Raw genomic sequence first — 25620 nt, 5'->3', positions numbered from 1 at the left:
ACCCCGCTGCGCTACATGTACAACCCGACCCTGGACGGCTCGTCGCACGGCTGCTGGTCGACCAGCACCAACAGCGTCGACGTGCACTACAGCTCCGGCGTCGGCAACCACTTCTTCTTCAACCTGGCCGAGGGCAGCGGCGCGACCGCGTACGGCACCAGCCCGCTCTGCGGCTCGGCTCCGGCCGTCGTCGGCATCGGCCGCACCAAGGCCGAGAAGATCTGGTACCGCGCGCTGGACGTGTACTTCACCTCCAGCACCCGCTACGTGAACACATCCACCCCGGCCAACACCTCGCGCGCCTACACGCTGTCCGCGGCGACCGACCTGTACGGCCTGTGCTCGGTCGAGTACAAGACCGTCCAGGCCGCCTGGACGTCGGTCAACGTGGCCGGCAGCGACGCCGCCTGCCCGGCGGGCAACGACTTCTCCCTCGCGGCCGCGCCCGCGTCGGGTTCGGTCAACCCGGGCAGCTCGGTCAGCAGCACCATCACCTCGACGCTGACCAACGGCAGCGCGCAGACGGTCAACCTGACCGCGAGCGGCCTGCCCAGCGGCGCGACCGCGTCGTTCAGCCCCTCCTCGATCAACTCGGCGGGCGGCACGTCGACGCTGACCATCGCCACCGGATCGACCACCCCGCCGGGCACGTACGCGGTGACCATCACCGGAACCGGCACCGGCTCGACCCGGACCACGACGTTCAACCTGACCGTCAACGGCCCGCCCGGCTGCTCCGGCACCAACTCCACCGACGTGGCGGTCCCGGACAACACGACCGTCGAGTCCTCGATCACCATCTCCGGCTGCTCCGGCAACGCGGGCTCGGCCAGCACGGTCGCGGTGAACATCCTGCACACCTACATCGGTGACCTGGTCGTGAACCTGGTCGCGCCGGACGGCAGCGCATACCTGCTGCACAACCGGACCGGCGGCAGCGCCGACAACATCAACCAGACCTACACGGTCAACCTGTCCGGCGAGGCCGCCAACGGCACCTGGAAGCTGCGGGTGCAGGACGCGGCGTCGGCGGACACGGGCACCATCGACACGTGGACGCTGAACCTGGTCGGCAGCACCCCGCCGGCGTGCTCGGGCACCAACGGCACCGACGTGACCATCCCGGACAACACCACCGTCAACAGCCCGATCACGATCGCGGGCTGCTCCGGCAACGCGTCGGCGACCTCCACGGTCGCGGTGGCCATCGTGCACACCTACATCGGTGACCTGATCGTCACCCTGGTCGCGCCGGACGGCAGCACCTACGTCCTGCACAACCGGACCGGCGGCAGCGCCGACAACATCAACCAGACCTACACCGTCAATCTGTCGACCGAGGTGAAGAACGGCACCTGGAACCTGCGGGTCCAGGACGCCGCGTCGGCCGACACCGGCTACATCAACACCTGGACCCTGACCCTCTAGAGTCCCGCCCGACAGCGAGGGGCCCCGGCGCACCCGGGGCCCCTCGCCCGTGTTCAGACGGCCGGGTTCGCGGGCGCGTCCAGCTCGGCGGCCATGCCGCGCAGCAGCGGGCCGTACTCCGGGTGCGCCAGGGCGGTGGCCATCTGGGCGACCAGGTAGTCGGCCGGGTTGCCGGTGTCGTACCAGCGGCCCGAGATGACCTGCCCGTACACGGCACGGGTCGAGGCGTACGCGTTGATCGCGTCGGTCAGGTAGACCTCGCCGGTACGCCGCTCGTACCAGCGCTTGGTCTGCTCGCGCAGCTCGTCGATGATGCCCGGGGTGACGACGTAGCCGCCGATCGCCGCGAACGCCGACGGCGCGTCCTTCGGCTTCGGCTTCTCCATCAGGCCCGTGATGCGCATCAGGCCGCCGTCGAGGTCCTCCTTGACCACCGGCACCCCGTAACGCTGGGAGTGCTCCGGGTCCATCGGCATCAGCGCCAGGACCGGGCAGTTCGTCGCCTCGTACGCGCGGATCAGCTGCTGGGCGCGGGGCACCTCGGCGACGAACACGTCGTCGGGCCACAGCACCAGCATCGGCTCGTCGTCGAAGTTGCGGGCCGCGTTGAGCACGGGCGTGCCGTTGCCGTACGGGCCGTGCTGGTCGAGGTAGGTGATGTGGCCCTGCTGCGCCAGCTCGGCGATCTCCTCGACGGCGTCGGCGTACGCGGTCTTGCCGTCCACGCGCAGCTGCTCCACCAGGGCCGGGTTGGGCCGGAAGTGGTCCTGGATGAGCGACTTGCCGCCCGAGATCACGATCGTGATGTCGGTGATGCCGGAGGCCACCAGCTCGCGCACGGTGTGCTCGATCACCGGCTTGTCACCGACGGGCAGCATCTCCTTCGGGATCGCCTTGGTCAGGGGCAGCAGCCGGGAGCCGAGCCCCGCTGCGGGGATCACGGCCCTGCGGATGGTCGAAGGCATGAGATCTCTCCAGGTCGAAGTGGCTCAGCGGTACACCCGACGCTAACAGGAGACCAGGTCGATGAGGCGCGACGCGCGTGTGAGGTGATCCGATCGGGGGCCGTCGGCGGGTGTGGGTGAGGATGAGGGCATGACTGGTGGGGTTTCCGGGGGCGATCCGCTCGCGGAGCGGATGCGGCCGTTCGGCACGACGATCTTCGCGACGATGTCGGCGCTCGCGGTGAAGACCGGGGCGGTCAACCTCGGGCAGGGCTTCCCCGACACGGACGGGCCCGCGGAGATGCTGGACGCGGCCGCCGCGGCGCTGCGCGGCGGGTTCAACCAGTACCCGCCGGGGCCGGGTCTGCCGGTGCTGCGCGAGGCCGTCGCCGCGCACCAGCGCCGCTTCTGGGGGCTGGAGTACGACCCGGACGGCGAGGTCGTCGTCACCGCCGGGGCCACCGAGGCGATCGCGGCGGCGATCCTCGCCCTGTGCGAGCCGGGCGACGAGGTCGTCTGCTTCGAGCCCTACTACGACTCGTACGCCGCGAGCATCGCGCTGGCGCGGGCGACCCGACGCCCGGTGACACTGCGTCCCGGCCCCGACGGGCGCTACGCGTTCGATCCCGACCAGCTGCGCGCCGCGTTCGGGCCGCGTACCAGCCTCGTGCTGCTCAACTCGCCGCACAACCCGACCGGCAAGGTGTTCACCCGCGAGGAGCTGCGGCTGGTCGCCGACCTGTGCCAGGAGTTCGGCGCGTACGCCGTCACCGACGAGGTCTACGAGCACCTGGTCTTCGACGACGCCGGTTCGCCGCACGTCCCGCTGGCGTCGCTGCCCGGCATGCGCGAGCGCACCCTGCGCATCTCCTCGGCCGGCAAGACGTTCTCGTGCACCGGCTGGAAGGTCGGCTGGGCCAGCGGCCCGGCGTCGCTGGTCTCGGCGGTGCTGCGGGTCAAGCAGTTCCTCACCTTCGTCAACGCCGGGCCGCTGCAACCCGCGGTCGCGGTGGCCCTGAACCTGCCCGACGCGTACTTCACCGGTTTCACGACCGGTCTGCAGTCTCAGCGTGACCAGCTGCGCGCCGGGCTCGCCGACGCCGGGTTCGGCGTGCTCCAGGCCGAGGGCACCTACTTCATCACCACCGACATCCGCCCGCTCGGCGGCACCGACGGCGTCGAGTTCTGCCTCGGGCTGCCCGAGCGCAGCGGCGTCGTCGCCATCCCGTCCCAGGTCTTCTACGACGACAAGGACGCCGGCCGCCACCTGATCCGCTTCGCCTTCTGCAAACGCCCCGAAGTCATCGCCGACGCCGTGACCCGCCTCAAGTCCTGACCCGCCCCGCTAAGGCACGAAGGAGAGGAACAGGAAGACGCCGAAGAGGGTCAGGTGGACCATGCCCTGCATCAGCGTGGCGCGGCCGGGGGCGACGGTCAGGGTGGTGACGACGACGGTGATGACCAGCAGCACCATGTCCTTGGGGGTGAGGCCGAGGACCAGGGTGTCCTTGAGCCAGATGGAGGCCACCGCGATCGCGGGGATGGTCAGGCCGATGCTGGCCACGGCCGACCCGAGGGCCAGGTTGAAGCTCGTCTGGATCTTGTTACGGGCGGCGGCCCGTACCGCGGCGGCGGTCTCGGGGAGCAGCACCAGCAGGGCGATCACGACGCCCACCACGGCCCGCGGCGCGCCCGCCACGGCCACCACATGCTCGATCGCCGGTGACTCGACCTTGGCCAGGCCGACCACGGCGACCAGGCACAGCAGCAGCATGAGCAGGCTGACCGCGGCGGCTTTGCGGCCGGGCGGGACGCCGTGGTCGTCGCCGTCGGTCTCCAGCGGCAGGAAGTAGTGGCGGTGCCGGATCGTCTGCACGAAGACGAACGCCGCGTACAGCACCAGGGAGGCGGTGCCGGCGAAGGCGAGCTGCGGCCCGGAGTACGTCGGCCCGGGGCTGCTGGTGGTGAACGACGGCAGCACGAGGGCCAGGGCGGCGACGGTGCTGAGCGTGGCCAGCGTGGCGGTGACGCCTTCGACGTGGAACTCGACCTCGCGGTGGCGCAGCCCGCCGACCAGCAGGCACAGTCCGACCACGCCGTTGCACACGATCATGAAGGCGGCGAAGACGGTGTCCCGGGCCAGCGTGGACGGTCCGGGCGGGGCCGACGTCATCAGCATGATGATCAGGCCGACCTCGATGGCGGTGACCGCGACGGCGAGGATGAGCGTGCCGAACGGCTCGCCGACGTGATGCGCGACGACCTCGGCGTGGTGCACGGCGACCACGACGGCGGCGACCAGCGCGATCCCGACGACCAGCAGCCCCACGCCACCGACCTTGTGCCCCCAGGCCGCCACGAGCACGATCACGCATATCGGCGGGATCAGCGCCCACCACGACAGCGCGCGTGCGGCTTTGAGCATGTACCGAGGTTACGCGGACAAACCTCACCTACCGGCCATAATCCCTGCAACAGGGCGGTGGGCTGTGCCCGTACCGCGCGGCGGCACTAGATTCTGCGGGTGCTCTCCCGATCTCTGGCAGCAGTGCCGCTGCGCCTGACCGCCCTGGCCGCCGTGCTCGGACTCGCCTCCTGCGGCGGCACCGCCCCGGGCACGGCCGGACCGTCCGATCCGGCCTTCGTGCTGCCCGCCGGCACCGCGACGCCGTCGGCGGCCGTGAGCCCGAGTGCGGTCGCGTCGGCCTCCCCCACCGCCGGACCGTGCGGCATCTTCCCCGCGAGCAGCGTGTGGCGCGCCGACGTGTCGAAACTGCCCGTGCACCGCTCCTCGGGCGCGCTGGTGAACAGCATCGGCGCGGGCGCGAACATGCACCCCGACTTCGGTTCGGGCCTGTGGGAGGGCGCGCCGATCGGCATCCCCGTCACGGCGGTCAAGCCCGGCCAGAAGACCGTCAAGGTCAGCTTCGAGTACGCGGGCGAGAGCGACAAGGGCCCCTACCCGATCCCGGCCGACGCGAAGGTCGAGGGTGGGCGCAGCAGCGACGGCGACCGGCACGTCATCCTGTACGACGCCGCGGCCTGCAAGGTGTTCGAGCTGTACGCGGCGTACCCGGCCGGCGCGGGCTGGCGGGCCGGCTCCGGCGCGATCTACGACCTGCGCTCCAACAAGCTGCGCCCGGCGGGCTGGACCTCGGCCGACGCGGCGGGACTGTCCATCTTCGCCGGGCTGGTCCGCTACGAGGAGGTCGCCGCCGGACGCATCACGCACGCGCTGCGCATCACCGTGCCCCGCTCCCGCAACAGCTACGTCTGGCCCGCCCGGCACGCCGCGTCCAGCTCGTCGGACGCCGACCTGCCGCCGATGGGCCTGCGGCTGCGCCTGAAGGCGAACGTCGACACCTCGAAGATGCCCAAGCAGGCCCGGATCATCGCCGAGGCGATGAAGAAGTACGGCGTGATCGTCGCCGACAACGGCTCGCCCTGGTATCTGTCCGGAGCGCCGGACGACCGCTGGTCCAACGACGCGCTGCGCGCGCTCAAGAACCTGCAGGGCTCCGACTTCGAGGCCGTCGACACGTCCGGGCTGATGGCCGACAAGAACTCCGGCGCGGTACGCGGATAACCCGGTCGCGGCGGCGGCGCGCGGCTGCCAGACTGCCCCGCCATGGGCAACTCGTACATGTACCCCGTGCTGCGCACCCCCGACCTCGCCGAGGCGTACGCCCTCGCACAGCGGCTGCTGCGGCTGGCGAACCAGGTCGACGAGGTGGAGGTGTGGGCGACGACCACGGGCCCCGCCCTGCACCGCTACACGTCGCTGACCGAAGCCGGCCTGTCGGCGCAGACCCCGGCGTCGCGGTCGGCCGAGATGATCGCCGCCCTCGGGACCCTGCTCCCTGACCCGGACCGGCGGCTCTCCCGGGGACGTGACACGCTCTGGGCCCACCGGCTGGACGTGCGGGCGGCCGAGCCGCTGCGCCACCTCGACGACGTGCGGATCGACCTGTTCGTCATGAGGGCGGTGCCCGGCGCCGTCGAGGAGCGGTTCCTGGCCGCGGTCGGCTCCGATGTGGGCTCCGTCTACTGGGACGTCGAATGGCCGGAGGTGGACGAGCTCGACCTGGACCTGTGCGTGAAATACGCCGGCGTCGAGATCACGGTGAACAGCGCCGAGCCGTTCGAAGAGCGTTACTCGGGCGACCACACCGTGTGGATCCACACCCGCGCGGACGAGCGGGCGCAGTGGCTGGCGGAGCGGGCCGGCGCGAAGGTGCTCGGCCCGTGGGTGCTCGGCAGGTAGTGGACGGGCGACCGGTCAGAGGACCGTCATGGTGACCGTGGCGGGCAGGCCGAGGAAGCGGCCGTGGTGGTCGGCGGCGGCCTGCACCGCCGCGGCCCGGTCGGGGTCGAGCGGGGCGTAGACCAGCGCCTCGATCGCGACTTCGGCGCGGCCGACGGTGCGTTTCCAGTGCCCGGCGACCTGGCTGTCGACGATCAGCACGCCGTTGTAGACGGGACGGTCCCAGCGCTGCCCGCCGCCCACGCCCGCGAGGTTGAGCAGGTGCTTGCTCTCGGTGTAGCCGACGATGTACTCGTCGTAGGCCTGAAGCAGGTGCGCCACGGGTCCGTCCGCGGGGACCGGCAGCACGGGCTCCCCGGCGTACCAGTAGGTCAGCCCGTCGACCTCCACGCTGCGCACCTGGTCGCGGACCATGTCCAGGCCGCGGCGGATCTCGGCCTGGGTGAGGCTGGACCACCAGCGGAAGTCCTTCACGGTGGCCGGGCCGTGGCTGCTGAAGTAGCGCAGGGTCAGCTCGGCCAGCGCCGCGTCCGGGTCGAGCGCCCGCGCCTGCGGCGCACGCTCGGCCAGCAGCGCGTACGTGTGCTGCTTGCCCTTCATCGCGCCGCTGCAGATCAGGCCGTTGAGTTCGGCGTTCATCAGGATGTACGCCATCCGGAAGCCCTCGGTGCCGATGCCCGCCGCCTGGACCAGCGCGGTCAGCTCCTTGCGGGTCAGCTGCGCGCCGGTCAGCGCCTCGACCAGCAGCGCGTCGCAGCGGGCGCGTTGCTGCTCGTCGAGGCCGAGCTGCCGGTAGTAGTACGCGTTGAGCTGGTGAACCCGGGGACCTGTCAGCGCCAGCACCCAGCCGATGTCCTCCGGCGTGACGAAGTGCCACGTCGGGCGCAGCACGTGGGTGCGCAGCAGGGCACCGTCGGCGAAGGCCCGGTGCACCCGGTCCTCCTCGGCGGCAGTGATGCGCTCGCCGAGCGACCAGGTTGCGGGGCCGTAGTCCTGCGACTGCACCGCGCCGAGCCGGCCGACCACGTCGCCCGGTGCGGCGTCGACCGGGGCGTGCAGGCCGAGGTTGTGCATCCGCCACGAGGCCAGGGCAAGTGCGTCCATCACCGCCGATGCTAACCGCGCCGTACGACAGGGTCGCCGGTCCTGACCGTCCCGCCGCGCTCGACGGAGGCGAGCACGCCGAAGGCCGGCTCGTCGGCGGCCGCGACGGCGCGCAGGATTCGCCCGTCGTGCGGCAGGTCGTCCTGGGCGTTGTTGACCATCACGCAGCGGGTCATGCGCCGGGTCACCCTCAGCACCACCTCGTCCCCCACGTGTAGCGACTGCCCGAGCCAGCCGTCCTCCAGCAGCCCGGACGCGGCGGGCACGTCGATCAGGAGGTTGGCCCGGAAGCGCCGGCCGTCGACCGGCCCGCCCAGCAGCGTACCCAGGTGGCGCAGCGAAGCGGTGGTCAGCACATGCAGCGGTCCCTCGTCGAAATGCGACACGTCCGCCTCGGCGGTCAGCGTCACCGGCTCGCCGACGTGCCCGCTCAGCGCCGCGTGCACCCCAGGATCGTCGCCGCGGACGTGCCTGCCGGACGGGAACCGCAGCACCGGCACCGCGCCGTCATAGCGCGCCGTCAGCTGGAACAACCCACCCATCTGCCGGAACCGGCGGGTGGTCTTGCCGCTGCCGAACCGGCCGTCCGCACCGCGCACGGCCCACAGGCGATCCCCGGTGAGCCCGCGCTCCTGCACCATGGCCTCGGTGAGCGACTCGCCGAGCAGTGACTTCACGGGAAAGCGCCGCAGCTCTGCGAGCGTGCCGACCATCATGATCCGATCACGGCGGCAGTATGCCCGATGCGGTGTCGTACGGCAGGATAACGGGGTGGAGCTGGAAGCCTTTCTGCGTACGGCCGAGGCGCTGCTCGCCGTGCCGTCGACCGCCGACCGCCCCGACCAGCTGCATCGCGCGCTGGACCTGGTCCTCGACACGGTCGGGCCGGGGTTCGCGGTGGAGCGGTTCGAGTCCGCGGGCAAGCCGAGCGCGCTGCTCTACCACGACACCGGCGCGGGCCGGCCGGAGTTCCGGGTGATCCTCAACGGGCACCTGGACGTGGTGCCCGCCACGCCTGACCAGTTCACGCCGCGCCGCGACGGCGAGCGCCTGTACGCCCGCGGCGCGCAGGACATGAAGATCTCGGCGCTGGTGATGGCGCAGGTGTTCGCCGAACTCGCGCCGACACTGCCGTACCCGCTGGCGTTGCAGCTGGTCACCGACGAGGAGATCGGCGGGCGCAACGGCACCCTGCACCAACTGGAACAGGGGGTAACCGGGCAGTTCGTGGTCATCGGCGAGTTCAGCGGCCTGGAGATCGTCACCGACTCGAAGGGCATTCTGCAGGCGCGGCTGACCGCGACGGGCCGCGCGGCGCACAGCGCGTACCCGTGGCAGGGCGACAACGCGCTGCTGCGGCTGACGGGCGCGATCGCGGCGCTGCACGCGGCCTACCCGCTGCCGACCGCGGAGGCGTGGGCCACGACGGTGAACCTGGCCCGCCTGGACACCCCCAACACCGCGTTCAACCAGGTCCCGGCGCTGGCCGAGGCCTGGCTGGACATCCGGTTCCCGCCCGGCGAGCCCGGCTTCGACGGACGCACCGCCGAGCAGATCGCCGCGCACCTGGGCGAGATCTGCGGGCCCGGTGTCACGGTGGCGGTCGAGCACGCCGACGCCCCGCACCACGCCGACCGGGACTCACCCGAGGTGCGCGCCCTGCAGCAGGCGGCGCGGGCGCAGGGCTACCCGGCGGGGTTCCTGCGCAAGCACGGGGCCGCCGACGGGCGTTTCTACTCCCAGCGCGGCATCGACGCGGTGATCTTCGGCATCGGCGGCGCGGGCCTGCACGGCCCCGAGGAGTACGCCGACCTCACCTCGATCGTGCCGTACCACCAGGCGCTGCACACGTTCCTCACCTCGATCTGACGGCCGGCGGGCATCGACGGAACGGCGCTGGGGGAAGATGGCATCGTGACCGACGTACCGATCCGTGATGACATGATCCGCCTGGGCCAGTTCCTGAAGCTCGCCTCCGTGATCGAGACCGGCGGCGAGGCGAAGCTGCGCATCGCCGCCGGTGAGGTGACCGTGAACGGCGAGGTGGAGGTGCGCCGCGGCCGCCAGCTGCACCGCGGCGACGTCGTCGTCATCGACGGGGAGCGGCTGCGCGTGGCCTGAGCGTGGTCGCCGCGGCCGCCGCCGCGAGCCCGTGCGCGAGGCCGAGCAGCAGCCGTGCGCCCGTGGTGTGCAGCAGGAACGCACCGGGCAGCTGGAACGACACCGCGGCCGAGGCAGCGGTGACCACGGTGGCGACGGTCCAGAACAGTGCGGGCCGCACTGGCCGGGCCGGTGGTGCGCCGTGCCAGGCGCGCAGCAGCCGCCGGCGGCCGACGTGCACGGCCAGTGCCAGCGCCGCGAGCGCGCCGCCCGCGGTGGAGGCCAGGTCGAGCACCGGCGCCGACTCGGTGACGCGGTCCCAGAGCAGGTGGCTCGCTGCGGCGAGCAGCGCCGACACCGCGCTGACCGCGAGCGCGGGCCGGGTCGCGCCGAGCACGCCGTAGTCGCGCAGCGCCAGCGCGGCGGGCCGACGGGGCAGGTGCGCGGCGACTGCGGGCGCGACCCGGCGCACCAGCAGCGCCCCGGCCAGCGTCACGGGCAGGCAGAACAGGAACAGGCCCGGCCACTGGTGCGACAGCGGGAAGACCGGCAGGCCCGACCCGTCGAGGGCGTACGCGAGGTCGGGTGAGGCCGCGCCGACGGTCAGCGCGACACCGTCGAACCAGCGGGGACGCCACAGTTTCAGCGGCAGGGGCAGCGCGGCGTGCGAGGGGAACGTCAGCGGCACCGCCGCAGGCTAACCGGTGGCTTCCCGTCCCGCCGACCCGTAAATGGATTTGTGGATCATGGTGGGCGGGGTCAGGATGGCGGGATGAGAATCCGTGCCGCCCTGCCCGATGACGCCCCGGCCGTGGTCGCCTTACGCGCGATCGTGTACCCGTATCTGGTGCGCGGGGTCGTCTCCACGCGGCAGATGATCGCCGAACCACCGGCCGGCGACTGGACCGCGTTCGTGGTCGAGGACGGCGACCGGATCGTGGGCTGGGCCTCGGCGTTCCGGAACGTCAGCTCGTCCGAGACCGGCTTCGGCGAGATCTCGCTGCTGCACGTGCACCCCGACCACCGCCGGCGCGGTGCGGGCACGCTGCTGTTCGACACCGCCGCCCGGCACCTGTCCGCGCTCGGCGTGCAACGGGTGCGCACCTGGGCGCAGGCGGACTCGCTGGATTTCGCGCGCGGCCGCGGATTCACCCCGAGCCGCGACCTGCGCTACTCGATGCTGGAGACCCGGCTCGCGCCACCCCCGCCCGCCGCGCCGGGCGGCGTCACCATCGTCCCGCTGTCGGAACTGGACGAGCGGGAGCTCTACACCGCGTACGTCGCGGCCAGCTCCGACGAGCCCGGCGACATCCCCTCGGACGCGATCTCGTTCGACGACTGGTGCTACGAGGTGTGGAACAACCTCGGCCTGGACAAGGACGCCAGCGTCGCGGCCGTCGACGGGGCCGACATCGTGGCGTTCACGCTGGTCAAGCGCGACGGGGAGCGGATGTGGTCGGACATGACCGCGACGCTGCCCGAGCACCGCGGCCGCGGCCTGGCCCGGCTGGCCAAGACCGTGGCGCTGCAACGGGCCGCCGCCGGTGGCGTGACGGTCGCGTACACCTCCAACGACGAGTCGAACGCGCCGATGCTCGCCGTCAACGCCCGCCTGGGCTATCAGCCGGTCGCCGCCCAATGGTCCTGCCTGGGCACCCTTCAGGGGTCGTAGGCGCACGACGCGGTCGTGCCGGTGACGATCACCCGGCACGACCGCGTCCCCCCGTTGCGTCTCAGCTCAGTTCCTGTCGTACTCGTCGTGCCGCCGCCACCAGAAGCCCTGCTCGTTGCGCCCGAGCGGGGCGCGGTCGAGCCACTGGTACATGCCCCACAGCGCGTCCACGCCGCGCTCGTACGTCGAGTACGTGTGGTAGACGACGCCGTCGTCCAGCACGAACGCGCTCATGCCGGGCCCCTGCTGCCGGTACGTCGGCCAGTCCACGCCGACCGACGACGCGATCTGGTTCAGGAACGGCAGCTCCGCGCCCGACTCCGACGGCCGCACGTCCATCGAGCGGAAGTTGTAGTCGACCGCCCCGGACTGCCACTCCTCCTTGGTGTGCGTGACGTGGTAGTCGTGGTTGAAGTCGCAGCCGTTCGACGACGCCCACGGGAAGCTCCACCCCATGCGCTTCTTGTAGTCCTGGAGTTTCGCCAGCGGGGCCTGCGACACCGCGCACAGCGTCACGTCGTGGTTGGCCAGGTGCACGACCGAGCCGTCGAAGCCGTCCGCGATCGCCGAGCAGGACGGGCAGCCCGCCTCGTACTCGGGGCCGAACATGAAGTGGTAGACGAGCAGCTGCGAGCGCCCCGCGAACAGGTCGGTCAGCGAGGCGTCGCCGTCGTCGGTCGCGAAGCGGTACTCCTTGTCCACGCGTACCCACGGCAGGTCCTGGCGCTGCCGCGCCACCTCGTCGCTGCGCCGGGTCAGCTCCTTCTCCGCGGCCAGCAGCTCCAGCCGGGCCGCGAGCCACTCCTGCCTGGTGCCTGTCCTGTGGTCGATCATCATTGCTCACCTCTTCTGTCCTCAGTGGTGCGAGTGGTGGTGGCCGCCGCGGTCGCGCTCGCCTCCCCGGCGGTCGCTTCCTGCTCCGCCGCTTCGGCGAGGCGTTTGATGGTCGCCAGGCGGCGGTCCCAGTCGGAGGCGAGCGCCGCCATCCACCGGGCCGTCGCGGTCAGCGCCGCCGGACGCACCGCGTACCGCACCTCGCGCCCGGCCCTGCGGCCGGTGACCAGGCCGGCCGTGTCCAGCACGGCGAGGTGCTTGACGATGGCCTGCCGCGAGATGGGAAGGTGCTCGGCGAGCGTCGTCGCGGTCGGCTCGCCCAGCACGGCGAGCAGGTCGAGCAGCTGCCGCCGGGTCGGGTCGGCGAGGGCCGCCAGTACGGCGTCGACCGGCGAGACGTCGCCGTGGTGCTGGTCTGTCACACGGAGGATTCTTCCGCCCGTGCCTTGAGCGCCTCCAGCTCCAGCGGCCAGCCGCCCGAGTTGTCCCGGTGCGCACCACTGCGCTGCTCCTCGGGCGCGGCCAGCGCCGCGAAGCCGCTCTCCACGACACGCAGGCGGGTCTTCTTCGCGCCCTCCGCGATCAGCGTGAACTCGACCAGGGTGCTGTTGTCGTCGCGCAGCTCCTCGCCCGGGAAGGCGCTGGCCCAGCGGTACGCGAGGTAGTGCGGCGGATCGACCTTCTCCACGCGGACCGGGAAGTCGCCGTGGTGCGGGTTCTTCGCGACCATCGACTCCCCCGCCACGGCCACGGTGCCGGGCAGGCTCGCCTTGTCGGCCACCCAGAACCCGGGCTGGGCGACCAGCGTCCAGACCCGCTCCAGGGACGCCTCGATCAGGGTCTCGCGTTCGATGCGGTCCTCGCTCATGAACAGCTCCTTCAACGCCGTCGATTATCGTGCAACTCCAGAGTTGCACATCGTGGTTCGAGGCGCAACCCCAGGGTTGCACGTGTTCCGCGGTGTCGCCCGCCGCCCCTACACTCCCGACCATGATCGAACGTCCGACCGCCAGGTGGCGGCACAAGGTCCTGCGGGAGCGGGAGGCACTCGCCGCGGGCGCGTTGTCCCCCGACGACGCCTACGCCGAGCGCCTCTGGCCGCTGGAGTTCATCGAAGCGACAGACGCCGCGCTCGCCGCGTACGAGGCCGAGGTCGCCGCCCTGCGCGACCCGTCCGACGACGACCTGTTCGCCGTAGCGGAGCGGGTCGTGCTCGCCCTCAACGACGCCGACGAAGAACACGGCGCCATCGAGACCGGCGAGCGCGAGCAACTGATCGAGTACATCGAGAACGTGCTGACCCACACCGGCGTCGACGTGCCCGCCCTGTGCGCCCGCCGAGGCGAGGACCGCGAAGCCCTGACCGGAGCCCGGGACTGGTAACCGCCGCGCGGTCACCAGTGGCTAGGCGATGCGGGTGAGGGGTGCTGGGCCGGGTTCGTCGGGCACGGGTGCGAAGTCGTAGCGGAGCAGGGTGGGGCCGAGGGCGAGCAGGGTGACCGAGCTGGAGCCGTAGCGCAGGTCGTCGCCGAAGGTGTGGCGCAGGATCAGGGCGCGCGGGTCGGTGCGGTCGATGCCCTCACCTGCGGCCAGGGACGGCCAGGTGCCCCAGTCGGCGGCGGGGTCCGGGCGTGGCGTGGCGCGCAATGCGGCCAGGAGGTGTGCGGCGCGTGGTTCGGCAGGGTCGTCGCCGCTGTTGACGATCACCGTGTAGCCCTCGGGCAGGGCCGTCTCGGTGCGGGTGTCGCCGTCCCAGCCGAGCATCATCGCGCCGGTGAGATCGGCGGTGATCAGGTAGAACGGGTCGAAGGTGCGCAGGTCGGCGGGGATCGGCTGCCCGGCGGCGGCGAGCAGTGGCAGCTCGCCCCGGGAGCGGCGGCCGTGCTCCGGCGCGAGCCGTCCCCGGCCGTTGAGCACGAACGCGGCCCGGCGGGCGGCCGGATCAACGGCCAGCCAGGTGCCCCCGGCGACCAGGTCGATCCCGCCCAGCAAGCCGGGGTGGCGCGGCCAGTGCTCGGCCGGCGGTTCCCACGGGCGCATCAGCAGCTCGTCCCGTACGGCCAGCACCAGTATCGACGCCGGGGACGACGGCTCGAAGCTGACGGCGACCGTACACATGATCAGCACTATATGCTCGGCCGTCCGGCGCGGCGGTAGGCGAGGTCAGCGGGCGGTGTCTCACAGCCCGCCTTCCGTCCCTGACGCCAGGCTGCCGTCGGCAGGCACGGCGACAGCGGGCTCTACATTGGTCGCATGTGGGTGTGGAACGCGCTCAGCTTCCTGGGCGGCGTGCTGGCGGTGTCGCTGACCGCGTACGTCTCGCTGGCCGTCAACCGCCGCAAGATGGACGGTGAGACCCTGGCGCGTTGGGAGGCGGTGCTCTTCGAGAAGAGCGCCCAGCTCGCCGAGGCTGCCCGGAGCCTGCGGCACCACGCGGAGCGCTACGCCGCCAGCGCCGACCAGGACGCCCGCCGGGACCGCGTCAACGACGCGCAGGAGCGGCTGCGCATCGCCATGGAGCAGCTGCGGCTCGTCGGCAACCGACGGGTGCAGATCGCGGCGCGGGTCGTAGTGCACCATGCGTACGCGGTGGCCATGCTCGGGGTGGACGACCGCGATCCGCGCGCGGACCAGTATCCGGACGCCCCGCCCGCCGCCCGGCTCAACGACGCCCTCCAGGAGTTCTACCGGGCGGTTCGACAGCAACTGCGGGCCGCCGATCCCGAGGACGTGCTGCACGAGGACGATTTCGACGGTATCGCCGCCGGGCTGCGGCCGCTACCGCCCGAGCAGCGCTCCACGAGGGTATGAGACGTCAGCGCACGTAGCGCACAAGCCAGTCGCGGGCCAGCACCGCGGCCTGTTGCAGGGTGCCGGGTTCCTGGAACAGGTGGGTGGCGCCGGGGACTATCTCGACGGCGTGCTCGCAGGTGAGCTGGGCGGCGGCGCGTTCGTTGAGTTCGAGCACGGTGTGGTCGAGACCGCCGACGATGAGCAGGGTCGGCGCGCGCACCTCGGCGAGGTGAGCGCCGGCCAGGTCAGGGCGGCCGCCGCGGGACACGACCGCGGCGACGTCGGCGTTGCCGTTCGAGGCGGCCCACAGGGCGGCGGCCGCGCCGGTGCTGGCCCCGAACAGGCCCACCGGCAGGCCCTGCGCCGTGGGCCGGGTCCGCAGCCAGGCCAGCACCTCGCCCAGCCGCCCGGCGAGCAGCCCGATGTCGAACACGTTGCCCCGGTCGTTCTCCTCTGACTCGTTGAGCAGGTCGAACAGGAGCGTGCCGAGGCCCGCGTCGCGCAGGAAACGGGCGACGTACTGGTTGCGGGGGCTGTGCCGGCTGCTGCCGCTGCCGTGCACGAACACGACCAGCCCGGCGGCCTGCGGGGGTATGGCCAGGTGGGCCGAGAGCGCGGCTCCGTTCACGGGGATGACGACCTCGGCCGCTGTTCCGTTGTCTCCGGACGTGACTTCGTCCACCTCTCCATCCTTGCTCGCCCGGCGGCCCGCCGCTCGTGTTGGCGGCAGTTGGCGCATCTTTACGATCCTGAAACTTGCACGTAACCTTGGTCACACTTTGCAAGAAGTTTCAGTCGCCGCTCCCCCGGCCACCACCCCCGCTCCGGGAAGGAAGACCATGCGTCGCCTATGGAGGTCCGTGCTCGCCGCCGCGCTGGTGGCAGCCGGGTTGTCCCTCGTCTCCCCCACCGCGCCCGCCCAGGCCGGGATCGACACCCAGACCCTGGGCGGCCGCTACTCCGGCTCCAACGTGAACTTCCGGGTGTACTCGTCCCGGGCCACCCGCATCGCGGTCTACGTCTACTCCGCCGCCACCGGCGCCCAGGAGAAGGCGTCCTACCTGCTCGCCAAGGGCACCGGGGACGTCTGGGCGACCACGGTCAGCGTGGCTGCGCTGCAGGCGGCCGGGGTCACCGGCACCGTCTACTACGGCTACCGGGCCTGGGGTCCGAACTGGCCGTACAGCGCGAGCTGGACGAAGGGCTCGACTGCCGGGTTCGTCGCCGACGTGGACTCCGCCGGCAACCGGTTCAACCCGAACAAGCTGCTGCTGGACCCGTACGCCCGGGAGATGAGCCACGACACCGCGCTGCCCGACGGGGTCGCGAGCGACTACTCGTCCGGCCCGGCCAAACGGGCCGTGGACACCGGCACGATCGCGCCCAAGGGCATCGTGCTGGCCGCCGACAGCACGAGCTTCGGCACCAAGCCGACCCGGGCCTTCAAGGACGACATCGTGTACGAGGTGCACCTGCGCGGCCTGACCAAGGCCGACCCGTCCATCGCGGCGGCCGAGCGGGGCACCTACAAGGCGGCCGGGCAGAAGGCGGCGTACCTGGCCTCGCTCGGGGTCACGGCGGTGGAGTTCCTGCCCCTGCAGGAGACGCAGAACGACGCGAACGACGTCAACCCGAGCAGCACGACCGGTGACAACTACTGGGGGTACATGACGGAGAACTACTTCGCCCCCGACCGGCGCTACTCCTACGACAAGACGCCCGGCGGGCCGACGCGGGAGTTCAAGGCCATGGTGAAGGCGTTCCACGACGCCGGGATCAAGGTGCTGGTCGACGTCGTCTACAACCACACCGCCGAGGGCGGCGCGATCGGGGACAAGAACACGTACCACATCTTCTCCTGGCGCGGGCTGGACAACCCGGCGTACTACTCGCTGACCTCGGACATGCAGGGGTCGATGGACAACACCGGGCTGGGCCACAACTTCAACACCCGCAACCCCGCCGCACAGAACCTGATCGTCGACTCGGTCGCGTACTGGAAGAACACCCTCGGCGTGGACGGCTACCGGTTCGACCTGGCGTCGGTGCTGGGCAACACGTGCCAGCACGGGTGCTTCAGCTACAGCCGCACCGACGCGAACACCGCGCTCAACCGGCTGACCACCGAGATGCCCGCCCGCCCGGCGGGCGGGGGTTCCGGCGTGGACTGGATCGCCGAGCCGTGGGCCATCGGCACGGGCACCTACCAGGTGGGCAACTTCCCGGCGGCATGGTCGGAGTGGAACGGCATCTACCGCGACACGCTGCGCCGCGACCAGAACAAGCTCGGCGTCGACGCGGTGACCCCGAGCGAGCTGGCGACCCGCTTCGCCGGGTCGTCGGACCTGTACGGCGACGACGGACGCCGCCCGTGGCACTCGGTCAACTTCATGGTGGCCCACGACGGGTTCACGCAGAAGGACCTGTACTCGTGCAACGGCAAGAACAACGGGCAGGCCTGGCCGTTCGGGCCGTCGGACGGCGGCAGTGACGACAACATCTCCTGGGATCAGGGCGGGGCAGCGGCCGACCAGCGCAAGGCGGCCCGCAACGCGTTCGCGTTCCTGATGCTGTCGGGCGGCACACCGATGATGACCGGCGGCGACGAGACACTGCGGTCGATCAACTGCAACAACAACCCGTACAACGTCGACTCGTCGGCGAACTGGCTGGACTGGTCCCTGACCACCGACGAGACGAACTTCAAGGCGTACACGTCGCGGCTGGCCGCGTTCCGCAAGGCGCACCCGGCGCTGCGGCCGGTGAGCTTCTACACCGCGTCGGACACCAACGGCAACGGCCTGGGGCAGCTGGAGTGGTTCACCCCGGCCGGGGTCGCGCCGGACGGGGCGTACTGGGGCAACGCGAACAACCACGCGCTGGCCTGGCGCATCGACGGCACGGAGTTCGGCGACAGCGCGAGCGCGCTGTACACCGCCTACAACGGCTGGTCGGGCGACGTGGTGTTCACGCTGCCCGCGCCGCCCGCCGGAAAGCAGTGGTACCGGGTCACCGACACCGCCCCGTGGGCCGAGGGCGCGGACCAGGTCGCCGCGCCGGGCGCGGAGGCGGTCATCGGCGGGGCCGGGACGGCGTACACGCTGCGCGCCCGCGCGGTGCTGCTGCTCATCGCGAAGTGACGCCGGGCGGGGTCCTGTCCCGGCAGGGACGGGACCCCGCCGCGCGAGGTCAGCCGGCCGGGAACGCGAACGACGCCGTGACCGCCCGGTGATCCGTCCCCGGTGCGCGTTGCACGCCCGCGTCGGTGGCGGTCAGGCCACGGTAGAGAACCTGGTCGGGGCGCAGCACGGGCACCGCCGACGGCCAGGTCAGGCCGAAGCCCCAGCCGGCGTCGGCCTGGGCGTCGCGCAGCAGCGCCGACAGCGGGGCGAAGGCGCGGTCCTCGGCCGAGGTGTTGAGGTCGCCGAGGACCAGCACGCGGCTCGCGTCGTCGGCGCGTACCGCGTCGGCGAGGGCCTGGATGTTGCGGTCGCGGCTCGCGGTCTCGTTGAGGCGGGCCGAGCGCAGGTGCGCGACGTAGACCGCGACGTCGCCCCGCGGCGTCTCGACCACCGCCCGCAGCCCACGGATCCAGCCCGTCTCGCTGTCGAGGCTGCTCACCCGCGTGATCGGGTGCTTGCTGAGCAGGCCGACGGTGCCCTTGACCGCGTGCTGCGGGTAGGTCTCGCGCAGCCGCCCGGCGGCCGCCGTGATGGCGCCGTCGGCGGACTCCTGCAGCGCGATGAGGTCGGGTCCCTCGGCGGCCAGCGCCTGGACGGTCGCGGCCGGGTCGGGGTTGTCCGCGTAGAGGTTCTGCGAGACGACCCGCAGCTCGGCGGGCCCGCCCTGCGGTGGCAGCAGCGCGCCGCCGAACTGCGCCGCCCAGACGGCCGCCGGCAGCGCGACGGCGAGCAGCGCCGCCCGTGCGCGGGCGGCCAGCGCGGCGAGCGCCAGCACGGGCACGGCGAGGCCGAACAGGGGCGTGACGGAGTCCAGCAGGCTGCCGACGCTGTAGACATTGGGCACCAGGCGGTGCCCGGCGAGCACGGCCGCCAGCAGGAGCGCGGCCATGACGACCATGGCCGCGAGCCACGGGTGGCCCGGTTCGCGGGTACGGGGGGCCGCCTTCACCAGCTGAGTCGTCACTGTGCGTACGCTACCGGCGGGACGCCCCGATTCCCTTGCCTGCCGCGGATTCTGCCGTGTGACAAGTATCCATCCGCGATTAACGGTGCCTTAACACAGCTCCCGGTATGCAGGAAGGCGGACGGGCCACCTCGCCGATCGATCGTCGACCACGGGCCCGCCAGGCTGCGCTGTCACCGTACGTGACCAAGGTTCGGGCATCTGTGACAGTAAGTCCGATAAACCTCATACGGTGGATATGCCGATTACATAGCATCGGCTGCATGAGGCCCGTGCTCGTCGGCATCGTCACCGCCCTGGTGCTCTGCGCGGCGATCTACCTGGGCAGCCGGGGCCTGCACCACTTCGACTCCGCCCTGGCCCCGTACGCCATCGCCAGCGTGTTCCTCGCCTTCGGCATCGCCTACCGCTACACGGTGTGGATCTCGTCCCCCGGCGCGCGGCGGCTGTTCAGGAAGGGCTGGGGCGCGGCGCTGTCCTGGCAGAACCTGCGGCGCACGCCGACCGCGCTGCCCAGAATGATCGCCACGTACCTCGGCTTCCAGAAGTTCCTCGGCGCGCGCTCGCGGGCCCGCTGGGCGGCGCATCAGCTGATCTTCTGGGGCTGCCTGCTGGCGGCGGCGATCACGTTCCCGCTGTCCTGGGGCTGGTTCACCTTCACGTCGAACACCGGGGCCGGCCCGGAGTACACCATGAACGTCTGGGGCTCCGGGGTGGTCGACTTCAACGCCCTGTCGCTGCTCGGGTGGGTGCTGTTCCACGGGCTCGACCTCGCCGCGGTGCTGGTCATCGCGGGCGCGACCTACTTCCTGATCCGGCGGATGCGCGACCGGGAGGCGAGCACCGGCCAGCGGTTCGGCTACGACCTGGTGCCGCTGCTCGCGCTGATCGTCATCTCGGTGACCGGGCTGCTGCTGACGTTCTCCAGCGTCGCGCTGCACGGCGGCGGCTACGAGTTCCTGGCCGTGCTGCACATGGCCGCGGTCGTGCTGACCCTGCTGTACCTGCCGTTCGGCAAGTTCTTCCACATCGCCCAGCGCCCGGCCGCGGTCGGCATGCAGCTGTTCAAGTACACCGAGCACGGGGAGATCCGGCACTGCCGCAACTGCGGCGAGCCGATCGACACCACGGCGTACGTGGACAACCTGCGCGCCACCATGCGCGATCTGAAGCTGGACTTCGACGGACTGGCCGAGGTGTGCCCGCGGTGCAAGCGGCTGCGGCGCGGGCAGGCCTACCGCACGAGCGTGAAGCCAGGGTTCTGACGTGACCATCCCGCTCGACCCGAACATCACCCCGCCGGGCACCGGGCGGTTCCGCGACGCGGGCGGGCTGCCCGCCGACCGCTGGCGGGCGATCCGGGGCGAGGAGCGGCTCGTGCCGACGCACTGCTGCTTCTGCGGCGTGCAGTGCGGCATGTACCTGCGGGTCCACGACGGCAAGGTGTTCGGCGTCGAGCCGCGCGACCACGACATCAACCGGATGCGGCTGTGCCCGAAGGGCTTGAACGCGTACCAGCAGGTCAACCACCCGGATCGGCTGACCGCGCCGCTGTATCGCCAGAGTCGCGCCGACGACCTGCGGCCGGTGTCCTGGGAGCAGGCGCTGGACGTGACCGCCGAGCAGATCCAGCGCATCCAGGCCGAACACGGCCGTGACGCGTTCGGCATGCTCGGCGGGGCCAGCCTGTTCACCGAGAAGACTTACCTGGTGGGCAAGTTCGCGCGGGTGGCGCTGCGCACCCGGCACGTGGACTACAACGGCCGGCTGTGCATGGTCAGCGCGGCCGGGGCGAACAAGCTGTCGTTCGGCATCGACCGGGCCGCGAACCCGTTCGCGGACTGCCTGCTCACCGACTGCCTGCTGATCGCCGGCTCCAACGTCGGCGAGTGCTTCCCGGTGATGACGCAGTACCTGTGGGGCGCGCGCGACCGCGGCGCGAAGCTCATCGTGGTCGACCCGCGCGAGACCAGCATCGCGCGCACCGCCGACATCCACGTGGCGCTGCGGCCGGGGACCGACGCCGCGTTCTTCAACGCGGTGCTGCACGTGGTCGTCGCCGAGGGCCTGACCGACGAGGCATTCCTCGCCGAGCACACCACCGGGTGGGACGAGGTACGGGCGGCGGCCGCCGAATACCCGCCCGAGCGGGCCGCCGAGATCTGCGGCATCCCCGCCGAGCAGGTCACGCAGGTGGCGCGGATGTTCGCCACCGCGCCGAAGGCGATGGCCTGGCACGCGCGCGGGATCGAGCACCACACCCAGGGCGTCGAGAACTGTCTCACCGTGATCAACCTGTGCGTGGCCACCGGCAACCTCGGCAAACCCGGGGCCGGCTACGGCACGATCACCGGGCAGGGCAACGGGCAGGGCGGGCGCGAGCACGGCCAGAAGTCGGACATGCTGCCGGGCGGGCGGTCCATCAGCGACCCGGTGCACCGGATGCAGGTCGCGAACATCTGGGGCATCGACGTGGACGACCTGCCCCAGGCGGGCACCTCGATGATGGAGATGGTGCACCAGATGAGCCGCGGCGAGATCCGCGGCCTGTTCGGGCTGTGCAACAACCCGTTCGTGTCGCTGCCCAACTACGCCGTGGTCAAGGCGGGCTACGATGCGCTGGACTTCCACGCCCAGTGCGACTTCTTCCTGTCCGAGACCGCCGCCAACGCGCACCTGGTGCTGCCGGTGACGAGCTGGGCCGAGGACGACGGGGTGATGGCCAACGCCGAGGCCCGGGTGGTGCGCCACCGCAAGGCCCAGGAGCCGCTGCCCGGGGTGCGCACCGACACCTGGGTGCTGTGCGAGCTGGCGCGGCGGCTCGGGGTCGGGGACAAGTTCGACTTCGCGGGCTCCGAGCAGGTGTTCGAGGAGCTGCGGATCGCGTCGCGGGGCACGGTCAACGACTACTACGGCATCACGTACGCGCGGCTCGACGAGACCGGCGGCATCGCCTGGCCCTGCCCCGACCTGGACCATCCGGGCACGCCGCGGCTGTTCGAGGGCGGTCGCACGTACCACGCCGACGGCAAGGTCCACCTGCAGGCGGTGCGCTGGCACCCGCCCGCCGACCCGTACGACGACACGTACCCGATGACGCTGACCACGGGCCGGACGGTGGCGCACTTCCTGTCGGGCAACCAGACTCGGCGCCTGGGCGGGCTGGTCGAGCAGACGCCACGGCCGTGGGTGGAGGTGCATCCGTCGCACGGTTTCAGCAACGGCGACGCGGTCGCCGTGGTCACCCGGCGCGGCTCGGCGACGTTCCCGGCGCTGGTCACCGAGGCGATCCGGCCCGACACGGTGTTCGTGCCGTACCACTGGCCGTACCCGGTGGCGGCCAACGAGCTGACCATCGACGCGCTGGACCCGCGCTCGAAGATCCCCGAGTACAAGGTGTGCGCGTGCCGGATCGAGCCCGCCGAGGCGGTCACGCCGGTGCCCGCGCCGCCGATGCCGCCGGGGCGCGAGCCGTACGCCGACGCGCAGCGGGCCCGCGCCGAGCAGCTGCCGCCCACGTCGTCGCAGGGAAGGGGGACGTCGCAACCATGATGGGACGCACCATCGTGATCGACCCAGGCCGGTGCATCGGCTGCCAGGCCTGCGTGTCGGCGTGCCGGGAGTGCGACTCGCACCGCGGCAAGTCGATGATCCACCTGGACTACCTGGACCAGGGCGGCAGCGTCGCGTCCAGCCCGACGGTGTGCATGCACTGCGAGGACCCGGTCGCGCCGTGCGCGCAGGTGTGCCCGGCCGAGGCCATCCTGGTCACCCCGGACGGGGTGGTGCACGACGCGGACAAGAGCCGCTGCATCGGCTGCGGCAACTGCGTCAACGCGTGCCCGATGGGTGTGCCGAAGATCGACCTGGCGGCGAAGCTCCAGTTCAAGTGCAACCTGTGCTACGACCGGACGTCGTACGGGCTGGCCCCGATGTGCGCGACGGTCTGCCCCACCGGGTCGATCTTCTACGGCACCCTGGAGGAGCTGCGCACCGAGCGGCCCGGCGTCGAGGTCGCCAGCACGTTCGACTTCGACGGCTCGATCATCTCCACCGGCGTGGCGATGGTGGTCCCCAAGGGACGGCCGGTCGGCGAGCCGCTGCCCGGCGGGGCCGGCGAGCACGCCCGGGTCACCGGCAGCCCGCAACCGGCCGGGCACCTGGAGCCGTCGGCGGACAACGTGCTGGGAGATCCGCTGTGACGGTGGAGGAGCAGGAGGTCGCGGCGTTGCGGGAGCGGATCGCGGCCGACTCGCTGACCAGCCGGCGCGACTACCTGCGGCTGGCGGTCACGATGTCCGGCGGCCTCGCGGCCGGTGGCGTGGCGGTGGCGGCGGGGATCTTCCACCGGCACGGCGAGGGTTCCGCTCCGCCGAAGCTGGTCGCGGAGCAACTGCCGCCGGGTGAGTCGGTGGCGTTCAGCTACCCGGGCGCGGAGGACCGAGCCGTCGCGCTGCGCATGGCCGACGGCACGCTGTGCGCGTACTCGTCGATCTGCACGCACCTGGCCTGCGGGGTGCTGTGGCGGGCCGACCGCGGCGAGCAGGGCGAACTGTACTGCCCCTGCCACGAGGGCGTGTTCGACCCGAGGACCGGCGCGGTCACCGCCGGTCCCCCGCCGCGCCCGCTGCCGCGGGTGCTGCTGGAGGAGCGCGACGGCGGCATCTGGGCCGTGGGCACCCTGGATTCCGGCGAGGAGCAGCCATGACCGACGCGCGATATCCGCAGATCAAACCCACCAGCGGGTACGGCGACCCGCGCATCCGCAGCACCGGCCCGGGGCCCGGCGCGGGCGGCGAGACCGACCCGGAACGCTCGTCGATGCTGTCCGGGCGGCTGGCGCTGGTGCTGTCCATCCTCGTCGGCCAGCTGTGGGCGATCGGGGTCGGGCTCAACGCCTGGATGATGGGAAACACCGCGGTCGCCTGGTGGGCGGCCGCGTTCGGGGTGGCCTCGTTCCTCCTCGCCCTGTGGGCGTGGCGGCTGGGCGAACGGCGCGACCGGTGACCGCCCCGGCCCGACGGGTGCCCCGGGGCGCCTACGTCAACCTGATCCTCGCCGCGCTGGGCTTCCTGCTCACCGCGTGGGCGTGGGGCCTGATCTCGCCCCTGTCCGCGTTCTACAAGCAGCACCTCGGGCTGTCCTCGGTGCAGCAGTCGGTCCTGGTCGCGGTGCCGGTGCTGGTCGGCGCGCTTGGCCGGATCCCGGTCGGCGCGCTGACCGACCTGCTCGGCGCCCGGGTCATGCTGCCCGCGCTCGCGTTCCTGACCATCATTCCGGTGCTGCTGCTGACCGTGGCCGGCGACTCGTACCCGGCGATGCTGGCCGTCGGGTTCCTGCTGGGCGTCGGCGGCACGCCGTTCGCGGCGGCGATCCCGCACGGCAACGGCTGGTTCCCGCCGACGAAACGCGGCATGGCGCTGGGCGTCATCGGCATGGGCATGGGCGGCACCGCGATCGCCGCGCTGCTGACCAAGCCGATGCGCGAGATCGGGCCGAACGCGCAGTTCTACCTGTGCGCGGTGGTGCTCGCGATCTACGGGGTCGTGGCGTGGCTGGTGCTGCGCGATCCGCCGGGCCGCACGGTGCCCGCCGAGCCGTTCGCGCACCGGTTCACCGACGCCGCCCGCCAGCCGATGACCTGGCCGCTGTCGGCCCTGTACGCGGTCACCTTCGGCGGGTACGTGTCGTTCGCCGTCTACCTGGTCACCTACCTGCAGAGCCAGTACCGCCTGGAGCAGGGCGACGCCTCGCTGAAGGCGGCCGGGTTCACGCTGGTCGCGGTGCTGTTCCGGCCGCCCGGCGGCTGGCTGTCGGACCGGGTCGGGGCCGCCAAGGTGCTGAGCGTCTGCCTGGCCGTGCTCGCGGTGATGGCGGCCTGGCAGTCTTCGGCCCCGGCGCTGTACCCGTGGGCGACGATCGCGTTCCTGGTCATGGCGGCGATGCTGGGCGCCGGTGCGGGCGCGGTGTTCTCCCTGCTCGCTCAGGTCGTGCCGGGCCCGAAGGTGGGCGCGGTGACCGGCATCGTCGGCGCGGTGGGCGGGCTCGGCGGGTTCGTGCCGCCCCTGGTCATGGGCGCGGTCTACGGGGCCACCGGCCACTACACCATCGGGCTGCTGCTGCTGGCCCTGGTGGCGCTGGCGGCACTCGCCTACACCTGGACCCAGCGCAACCGCCGGCCGCCGGTGGAAGCGGCGGCCCGGCCGCCGAGCCGACCGAACCTTAATACGCGATAAAAGCTCCCGAAAAGGGCATCACGGATACGCTCAGAACACATACCGACGGGTCCGTGCTGTCCATCGCGACCTGATGGGACCGTGGCGGCCTTCGCTCTC

27 protein-coding genes are annotated in these 25620 nt (G+C 71.9%); 16 read left to right on the top strand and 11 right to left on the bottom strand.

Going from position 1 to position 25620, the window contains the following annotated elements; all coding sequences use genetic code 11:
• Nucleotides 1-1428: proprotein convertase P-domain-containing protein (locus AB0B35_RS36840; RefSeq protein WP_361054979.1), on the top strand; the 1428-nt coding region annotated here is incomplete at its 5' end.
• A gap of 53 nt (nt 1429-1481) precedes the next feature.
• Here AB0B35_RS36840 and AB0B35_RS36835 read toward each other — a convergent pair.
• A complete protein-coding gene (locus tag AB0B35_RS36835) occupies nt 1482-2393 on the bottom strand; it encodes a UTP--glucose-1-phosphate uridylyltransferase (protein ID WP_361054976.1) in 912 nt (303 codons plus the stop codon).
• A 130-nt stretch (nt 2394-2523) separates the two neighbouring features.
• Here AB0B35_RS36835 and AB0B35_RS36830 point away from each other — a divergent pair, with 130 nt between their 5' ends.
• Nucleotides 2524-3708, top strand: coding sequence for a pyridoxal phosphate-dependent aminotransferase (locus AB0B35_RS36830; RefSeq protein ID WP_361054973.1), 1185 nt, complete (start codon nt 2524-2526; stop codon nt 3706-3708).
• Nucleotides 3709-3717: 9 nt separating this feature from the next.
• Here the strand turns inward: AB0B35_RS36830 and AB0B35_RS36825 are convergent, their stop codons facing one another.
• On the bottom strand, nt 3718-4797 hold the full coding sequence (locus AB0B35_RS36825) for an ionic transporter y4hA (RefSeq protein ID WP_361054970.1): 1080 nt from the start codon (nt 4795-4797) through the stop codon (nt 3718-3720).
• 99 nt (nt 4798-4896) lie between these two features.
• Here AB0B35_RS36825 and AB0B35_RS36820 point away from each other — a divergent pair, with 99 nt between their 5' ends.
• Both AB0B35_RS36820 and AB0B35_RS36815 read left to right on the top strand, forming a co-directional pair.
• Nucleotides 4897-5958 (top strand): hypothetical protein, encoded by a 1062-nt coding sequence (locus tag AB0B35_RS36820; protein ID WP_361054967.1) that lies wholly within the window; start codon nt 4897-4899, stop codon nt 5956-5958.
• A gap of 42 nt (nt 5959-6000) precedes the next feature.
• A complete protein-coding gene (locus AB0B35_RS36815) occupies nt 6001-6636 on the top strand; it encodes a hypothetical protein (protein WP_361054964.1) in 636 nt (211 codons plus the stop codon).
• Nucleotides 6637-6651: 15 nt separating this feature from the next.
• Here the strand turns inward: AB0B35_RS36815 and AB0B35_RS36810 are convergent, their stop codons facing one another.
• On the bottom strand, nt 6652-7740 hold the full coding sequence (locus AB0B35_RS36810; RefSeq protein WP_361054961.1) for a winged helix DNA-binding domain-containing protein: 1089 nt from the start codon (nt 7738-7740) through the stop codon (nt 6652-6654).
• Between the two features lie 11 nt (nt 7741-7751).
• Entirely contained in the window at nt 7752-8456 is a 705-nt protein-coding gene (locus tag AB0B35_RS36805; RefSeq protein ID WP_361054958.1) for an MOSC domain-containing protein, read from the bottom strand.
• Nucleotides 8457-8511: 55 nt separating this feature from the next.
• Here AB0B35_RS36805 and AB0B35_RS36800 point away from each other — a divergent pair, with 55 nt between their 5' ends.
• Nucleotides 8512-9609, top strand: a complete 1098-nt coding sequence (locus AB0B35_RS36800; protein ID WP_361054955.1) for a M20/M25/M40 family metallo-hydrolase — start codon at nt 8512-8514, stop codon at nt 9607-9609.
• 72 nt (nt 9610-9681) lie between these two features.
• Nucleotides 9682-9861, top strand: coding sequence for an RNA-binding S4 domain-containing protein (locus AB0B35_RS36795; RefSeq protein WP_230686403.1), 180 nt, complete (start codon nt 9682-9684; stop codon nt 9859-9861).
• On the opposite strand, the gene AB0B35_RS36790 is transcribed toward AB0B35_RS36795, so the two are convergent.
• Nucleotides 9830-10528 (bottom strand): DUF4184 family protein, encoded by a 699-nt coding sequence (locus tag AB0B35_RS36790; RefSeq protein ID WP_361054952.1) that lies wholly within the window; start codon nt 10526-10528, stop codon nt 9830-9832. The two genes, AB0B35_RS36795 and AB0B35_RS36790, sit on opposite strands and share 32 nt — an antisense overlap.
• Nucleotides 10529-10612: 84 nt before the next feature.
• Here AB0B35_RS36790 and AB0B35_RS36785 point away from each other — a divergent pair, with 84 nt between their 5' ends.
• Nucleotides 10613-11512, top strand: a complete 900-nt coding sequence (locus tag AB0B35_RS36785) for a GNAT family N-acetyltransferase (protein ID WP_361054949.1) — start codon at nt 10613-10615, stop codon at nt 11510-11512.
• A 66-nt stretch (nt 11513-11578) separates the two neighbouring features.
• Here the strand turns inward: AB0B35_RS36785 and AB0B35_RS36780 are convergent, their stop codons facing one another.
• Genes AB0B35_RS36780 through AB0B35_RS36770 form a run of 3 tightly spaced genes read right to left on the bottom strand, consistent with a single transcriptional unit; the run spans nt 11579 to nt 13214 of the window.
• Entirely contained in the window at nt 11579-12346 is a 768-nt protein-coding gene (locus AB0B35_RS36780; protein ID WP_361054946.1) for a DUF899 domain-containing protein, read from the bottom strand.
• The gene (locus AB0B35_RS36775; RefSeq protein ID WP_361054944.1) at nt 12346-12768 is read right to left on the bottom strand and encodes a metalloregulator ArsR/SmtB family transcription factor; all 423 of its coding nucleotides are present in this window, start codon (nt 12766-12768) and stop codon (nt 12346-12348) included. Before AB0B35_RS36775 ends, AB0B35_RS36780 begins: the two co-directional genes overlap by 1 nt.
• Nucleotides 12765-13214, bottom strand: coding sequence for an SRPBCC domain-containing protein (locus tag AB0B35_RS36770; protein ID WP_360540022.1), 450 nt, complete (start codon nt 13212-13214; stop codon nt 12765-12767). Before AB0B35_RS36770 ends, AB0B35_RS36775 begins: the two co-directional genes overlap by 4 nt.
• A 122-nt stretch (nt 13215-13336) precedes the next feature.
• Here AB0B35_RS36770 and AB0B35_RS36765 point away from each other — a divergent pair, with 122 nt between their 5' ends.
• Entirely contained in the window at nt 13337-13729 is a 393-nt protein-coding gene (locus tag AB0B35_RS36765) for a hypothetical protein (RefSeq protein ID WP_361054941.1), read from the top strand.
• Between the two features lie 21 nt (nt 13730-13750).
• Here the strand turns inward: AB0B35_RS36765 and AB0B35_RS36760 are convergent, their stop codons facing one another.
• On the bottom strand, nt 13751-14464 hold the full coding sequence (locus tag AB0B35_RS36760; RefSeq protein WP_361054938.1) for an NRDE family protein: 714 nt from the start codon (nt 14462-14464) through the stop codon (nt 13751-13753).
• 135 nt (nt 14465-14599) lie between these two features.
• Between AB0B35_RS36760 and AB0B35_RS36755 the strand changes: the two genes are divergently transcribed.
• Nucleotides 14600-15157: a hypothetical protein gene (locus AB0B35_RS36755; protein WP_361054935.1), complete on the top strand. Its 558-nt coding sequence runs from the start codon at nt 14600-14602 to the stop codon at nt 15155-15157.
• A gap of 4 nt (nt 15158-15161) precedes the next feature.
• On the opposite strand, the gene AB0B35_RS36750 is transcribed toward AB0B35_RS36755, so the two are convergent.
• A complete protein-coding gene (locus tag AB0B35_RS36750) occupies nt 15162-15821 on the bottom strand; it encodes a dienelactone hydrolase family protein (RefSeq protein WP_360540010.1) in 660 nt (219 codons plus the stop codon).
• Nucleotides 15822-15978: 157 nt separating this feature from the next.
• On the opposite strand from AB0B35_RS36750, the gene AB0B35_RS36745 reads away from it, so the two are divergent.
• Nucleotides 15979-18279: an isoamylase gene (locus AB0B35_RS36745; RefSeq protein ID WP_361054932.1), complete on the top strand. Its 2301-nt coding sequence runs from the start codon at nt 15979-15981 to the stop codon at nt 18277-18279.
• 49 nt (nt 18280-18328) lie between these two features.
• Here the strand turns inward: AB0B35_RS36745 and AB0B35_RS36740 are convergent, their stop codons facing one another.
• Nucleotides 18329-19285: an endonuclease/exonuclease/phosphatase family protein gene (locus AB0B35_RS36740; RefSeq protein ID WP_361054929.1), complete on the bottom strand. Its 957-nt coding sequence runs from the start codon at nt 19283-19285 to the stop codon at nt 18329-18331.
• A gap of 263 nt (nt 19286-19548) precedes the next feature.
• On the opposite strand from AB0B35_RS36740, the gene AB0B35_RS36735 reads away from it, so the two are divergent.
• The 6 genes from AB0B35_RS36735 to AB0B35_RS36710 are packed head-to-tail and all read left to right on the top strand — an operon-like array spanning nt 19549 to nt 25521.
• Complete coding sequence (locus AB0B35_RS36735) at nt 19549-20550, top strand: hypothetical protein (protein ID WP_361054926.1); 1002 nt, start codon at nt 19549-19551, stop codon at nt 20548-20550.
• Nucleotide 20551: 1 nt separating this feature from the next.
• On the top strand, nt 20552-22837 hold the full coding sequence (locus AB0B35_RS36730; protein WP_361054923.1) for a molybdopterin oxidoreductase family protein: 2286 nt from the start codon (nt 20552-20554) through the stop codon (nt 22835-22837).
• Nucleotides 22834-23487 carry a 4Fe-4S dicluster domain-containing protein gene (locus AB0B35_RS36725; protein WP_360540000.1) on the top strand — a complete coding sequence of 218 codons (654 nt, stop codon included), beginning with the start codon at nt 22834-22836 and terminating at the stop codon, nt 23485-23487. Before AB0B35_RS36730 ends, AB0B35_RS36725 begins: the two co-directional genes overlap by 4 nt.
• Nucleotides 23484-23993, top strand: a complete 510-nt coding sequence (locus tag AB0B35_RS36720; RefSeq protein WP_360539998.1) for a Rieske (2Fe-2S) protein — start codon at nt 23484-23486, stop codon at nt 23991-23993. The genes AB0B35_RS36725 and AB0B35_RS36720 overlap by 4 nt, the downstream gene beginning before the upstream one ends.
• The gene (locus AB0B35_RS36715) at nt 23990-24292 is read left to right on the top strand and encodes a DUF6755 family protein (RefSeq protein ID WP_361054920.1); all 303 of its coding nucleotides are present in this window, start codon (nt 23990-23992) and stop codon (nt 24290-24292) included. The genes AB0B35_RS36720 and AB0B35_RS36715 overlap by 4 nt, the downstream gene beginning before the upstream one ends.
• Nucleotides 24289-25521 carry a NarK/NasA family nitrate transporter gene (locus tag AB0B35_RS36710; RefSeq protein WP_361054917.1) on the top strand — a complete coding sequence of 411 codons (1233 nt, stop codon included), beginning with the start codon at nt 24289-24291 and terminating at the stop codon, nt 25519-25521. The genes AB0B35_RS36715 and AB0B35_RS36710 overlap by 4 nt, the downstream gene beginning before the upstream one ends.
• Nucleotides 25522-25620: the final 99 nt, after the last annotated feature.

Source organism: Catellatospora sp. NPDC049133, assembly GCF_040648455.1.
Taxonomy (GTDB): Bacteria; Actinomycetota; Actinomycetes; order Mycobacteriales; family Micromonosporaceae; genus Catellatospora; species Catellatospora aurea.
This window is presented reverse-complemented; position numbering and strand designations above follow the sequence as displayed.

Excerpts from the sequence above, each read along its gene's own strand:
- AB0B35_RS36725 (WP_360540000.1), top strand. The coding sequence starts at position 22,834 with ATGATGGGACGCACCATCGTGATCGACCCAGGCCGGTGCATCGGCTGC.
- AB0B35_RS36780 (WP_361054946.1), bottom strand. The coding sequence starts at position 12,346 with ATGATCGACCACAGGACAGGCACCAGGCAGGAGTGGCTCGCGGCCCGG.
- AB0B35_RS36715 (WP_361054920.1), top strand. The coding sequence starts at position 23,990 with ATGACCGACGCGCGATATCCGCAGATCAAACCCACCAGCGGGTACGGC.
- AB0B35_RS36815 (WP_361054964.1), top strand. The coding sequence starts at position 6,001 with ATGGGCAACTCGTACATGTACCCCGTGCTGCGCACCCCCGACCTCGCC.
- AB0B35_RS36795 (WP_230686403.1), top strand. The coding sequence starts at position 9,682 with ATGATCCGCCTGGGCCAGTTCCTGAAGCTCGCCTCCGTGATCGAGACC.
- AB0B35_RS36805 (WP_361054958.1), bottom strand. The coding sequence starts at position 8,456 with ATGATGGTCGGCACGCTCGCAGAGCTGCGGCGCTTTCCCGTGAAGTCA.
- AB0B35_RS36825 (WP_361054970.1), bottom strand. The coding sequence starts at position 4,797 with ATGCTCAAAGCCGCACGCGCGCTGTCGTGGTGGGCGCTGATCCCGCCG.
- AB0B35_RS36755 (WP_361054935.1), top strand. The coding sequence starts at position 14,600 with ATGTGGGTGTGGAACGCGCTCAGCTTCCTGGGCGGCGTGCTGGCGGTG.
- AB0B35_RS36735 (WP_361054926.1), top strand. The coding sequence starts at position 19,549 with ATGAGGCCCGTGCTCGTCGGCATCGTCACCGCCCTGGTGCTCTGCGCG.
- AB0B35_RS36760 (WP_361054938.1), bottom strand. The coding sequence starts at position 14,464 with ATGTGTACGGTCGCCGTCAGCTTCGAGCCGTCGTCCCCGGCGTCGATA.
- AB0B35_RS36810 (WP_361054961.1), bottom strand. The coding sequence starts at position 7,740 with ATGGACGCACTTGCCCTGGCCTCGTGGCGGATGCACAACCTCGGCCTG.
- AB0B35_RS36765 (WP_361054941.1), top strand. The coding sequence starts at position 13,337 with ATGATCGAACGTCCGACCGCCAGGTGGCGGCACAAGGTCCTGCGGGAG.
- AB0B35_RS36770 (WP_360540022.1), bottom strand. The coding sequence starts at position 13,214 with ATGAGCGAGGACCGCATCGAACGCGAGACCCTGATCGAGGCGTCCCTG.
- AB0B35_RS36785 (WP_361054949.1), top strand. The coding sequence starts at position 10,613 with ATGAGAATCCGTGCCGCCCTGCCCGATGACGCCCCGGCCGTGGTCGCC.
- AB0B35_RS36745 (WP_361054932.1), top strand. The coding sequence starts at position 15,979 with ATGCGTCGCCTATGGAGGTCCGTGCTCGCCGCCGCGCTGGTGGCAGCC.
- AB0B35_RS36835 (WP_361054976.1), bottom strand. The coding sequence starts at position 2,393 with ATGCCTTCGACCATCCGCAGGGCCGTGATCCCCGCAGCGGGGCTCGGC.
- AB0B35_RS36830 (WP_361054973.1), top strand. The coding sequence starts at position 2,524 with ATGACTGGTGGGGTTTCCGGGGGCGATCCGCTCGCGGAGCGGATGCGG.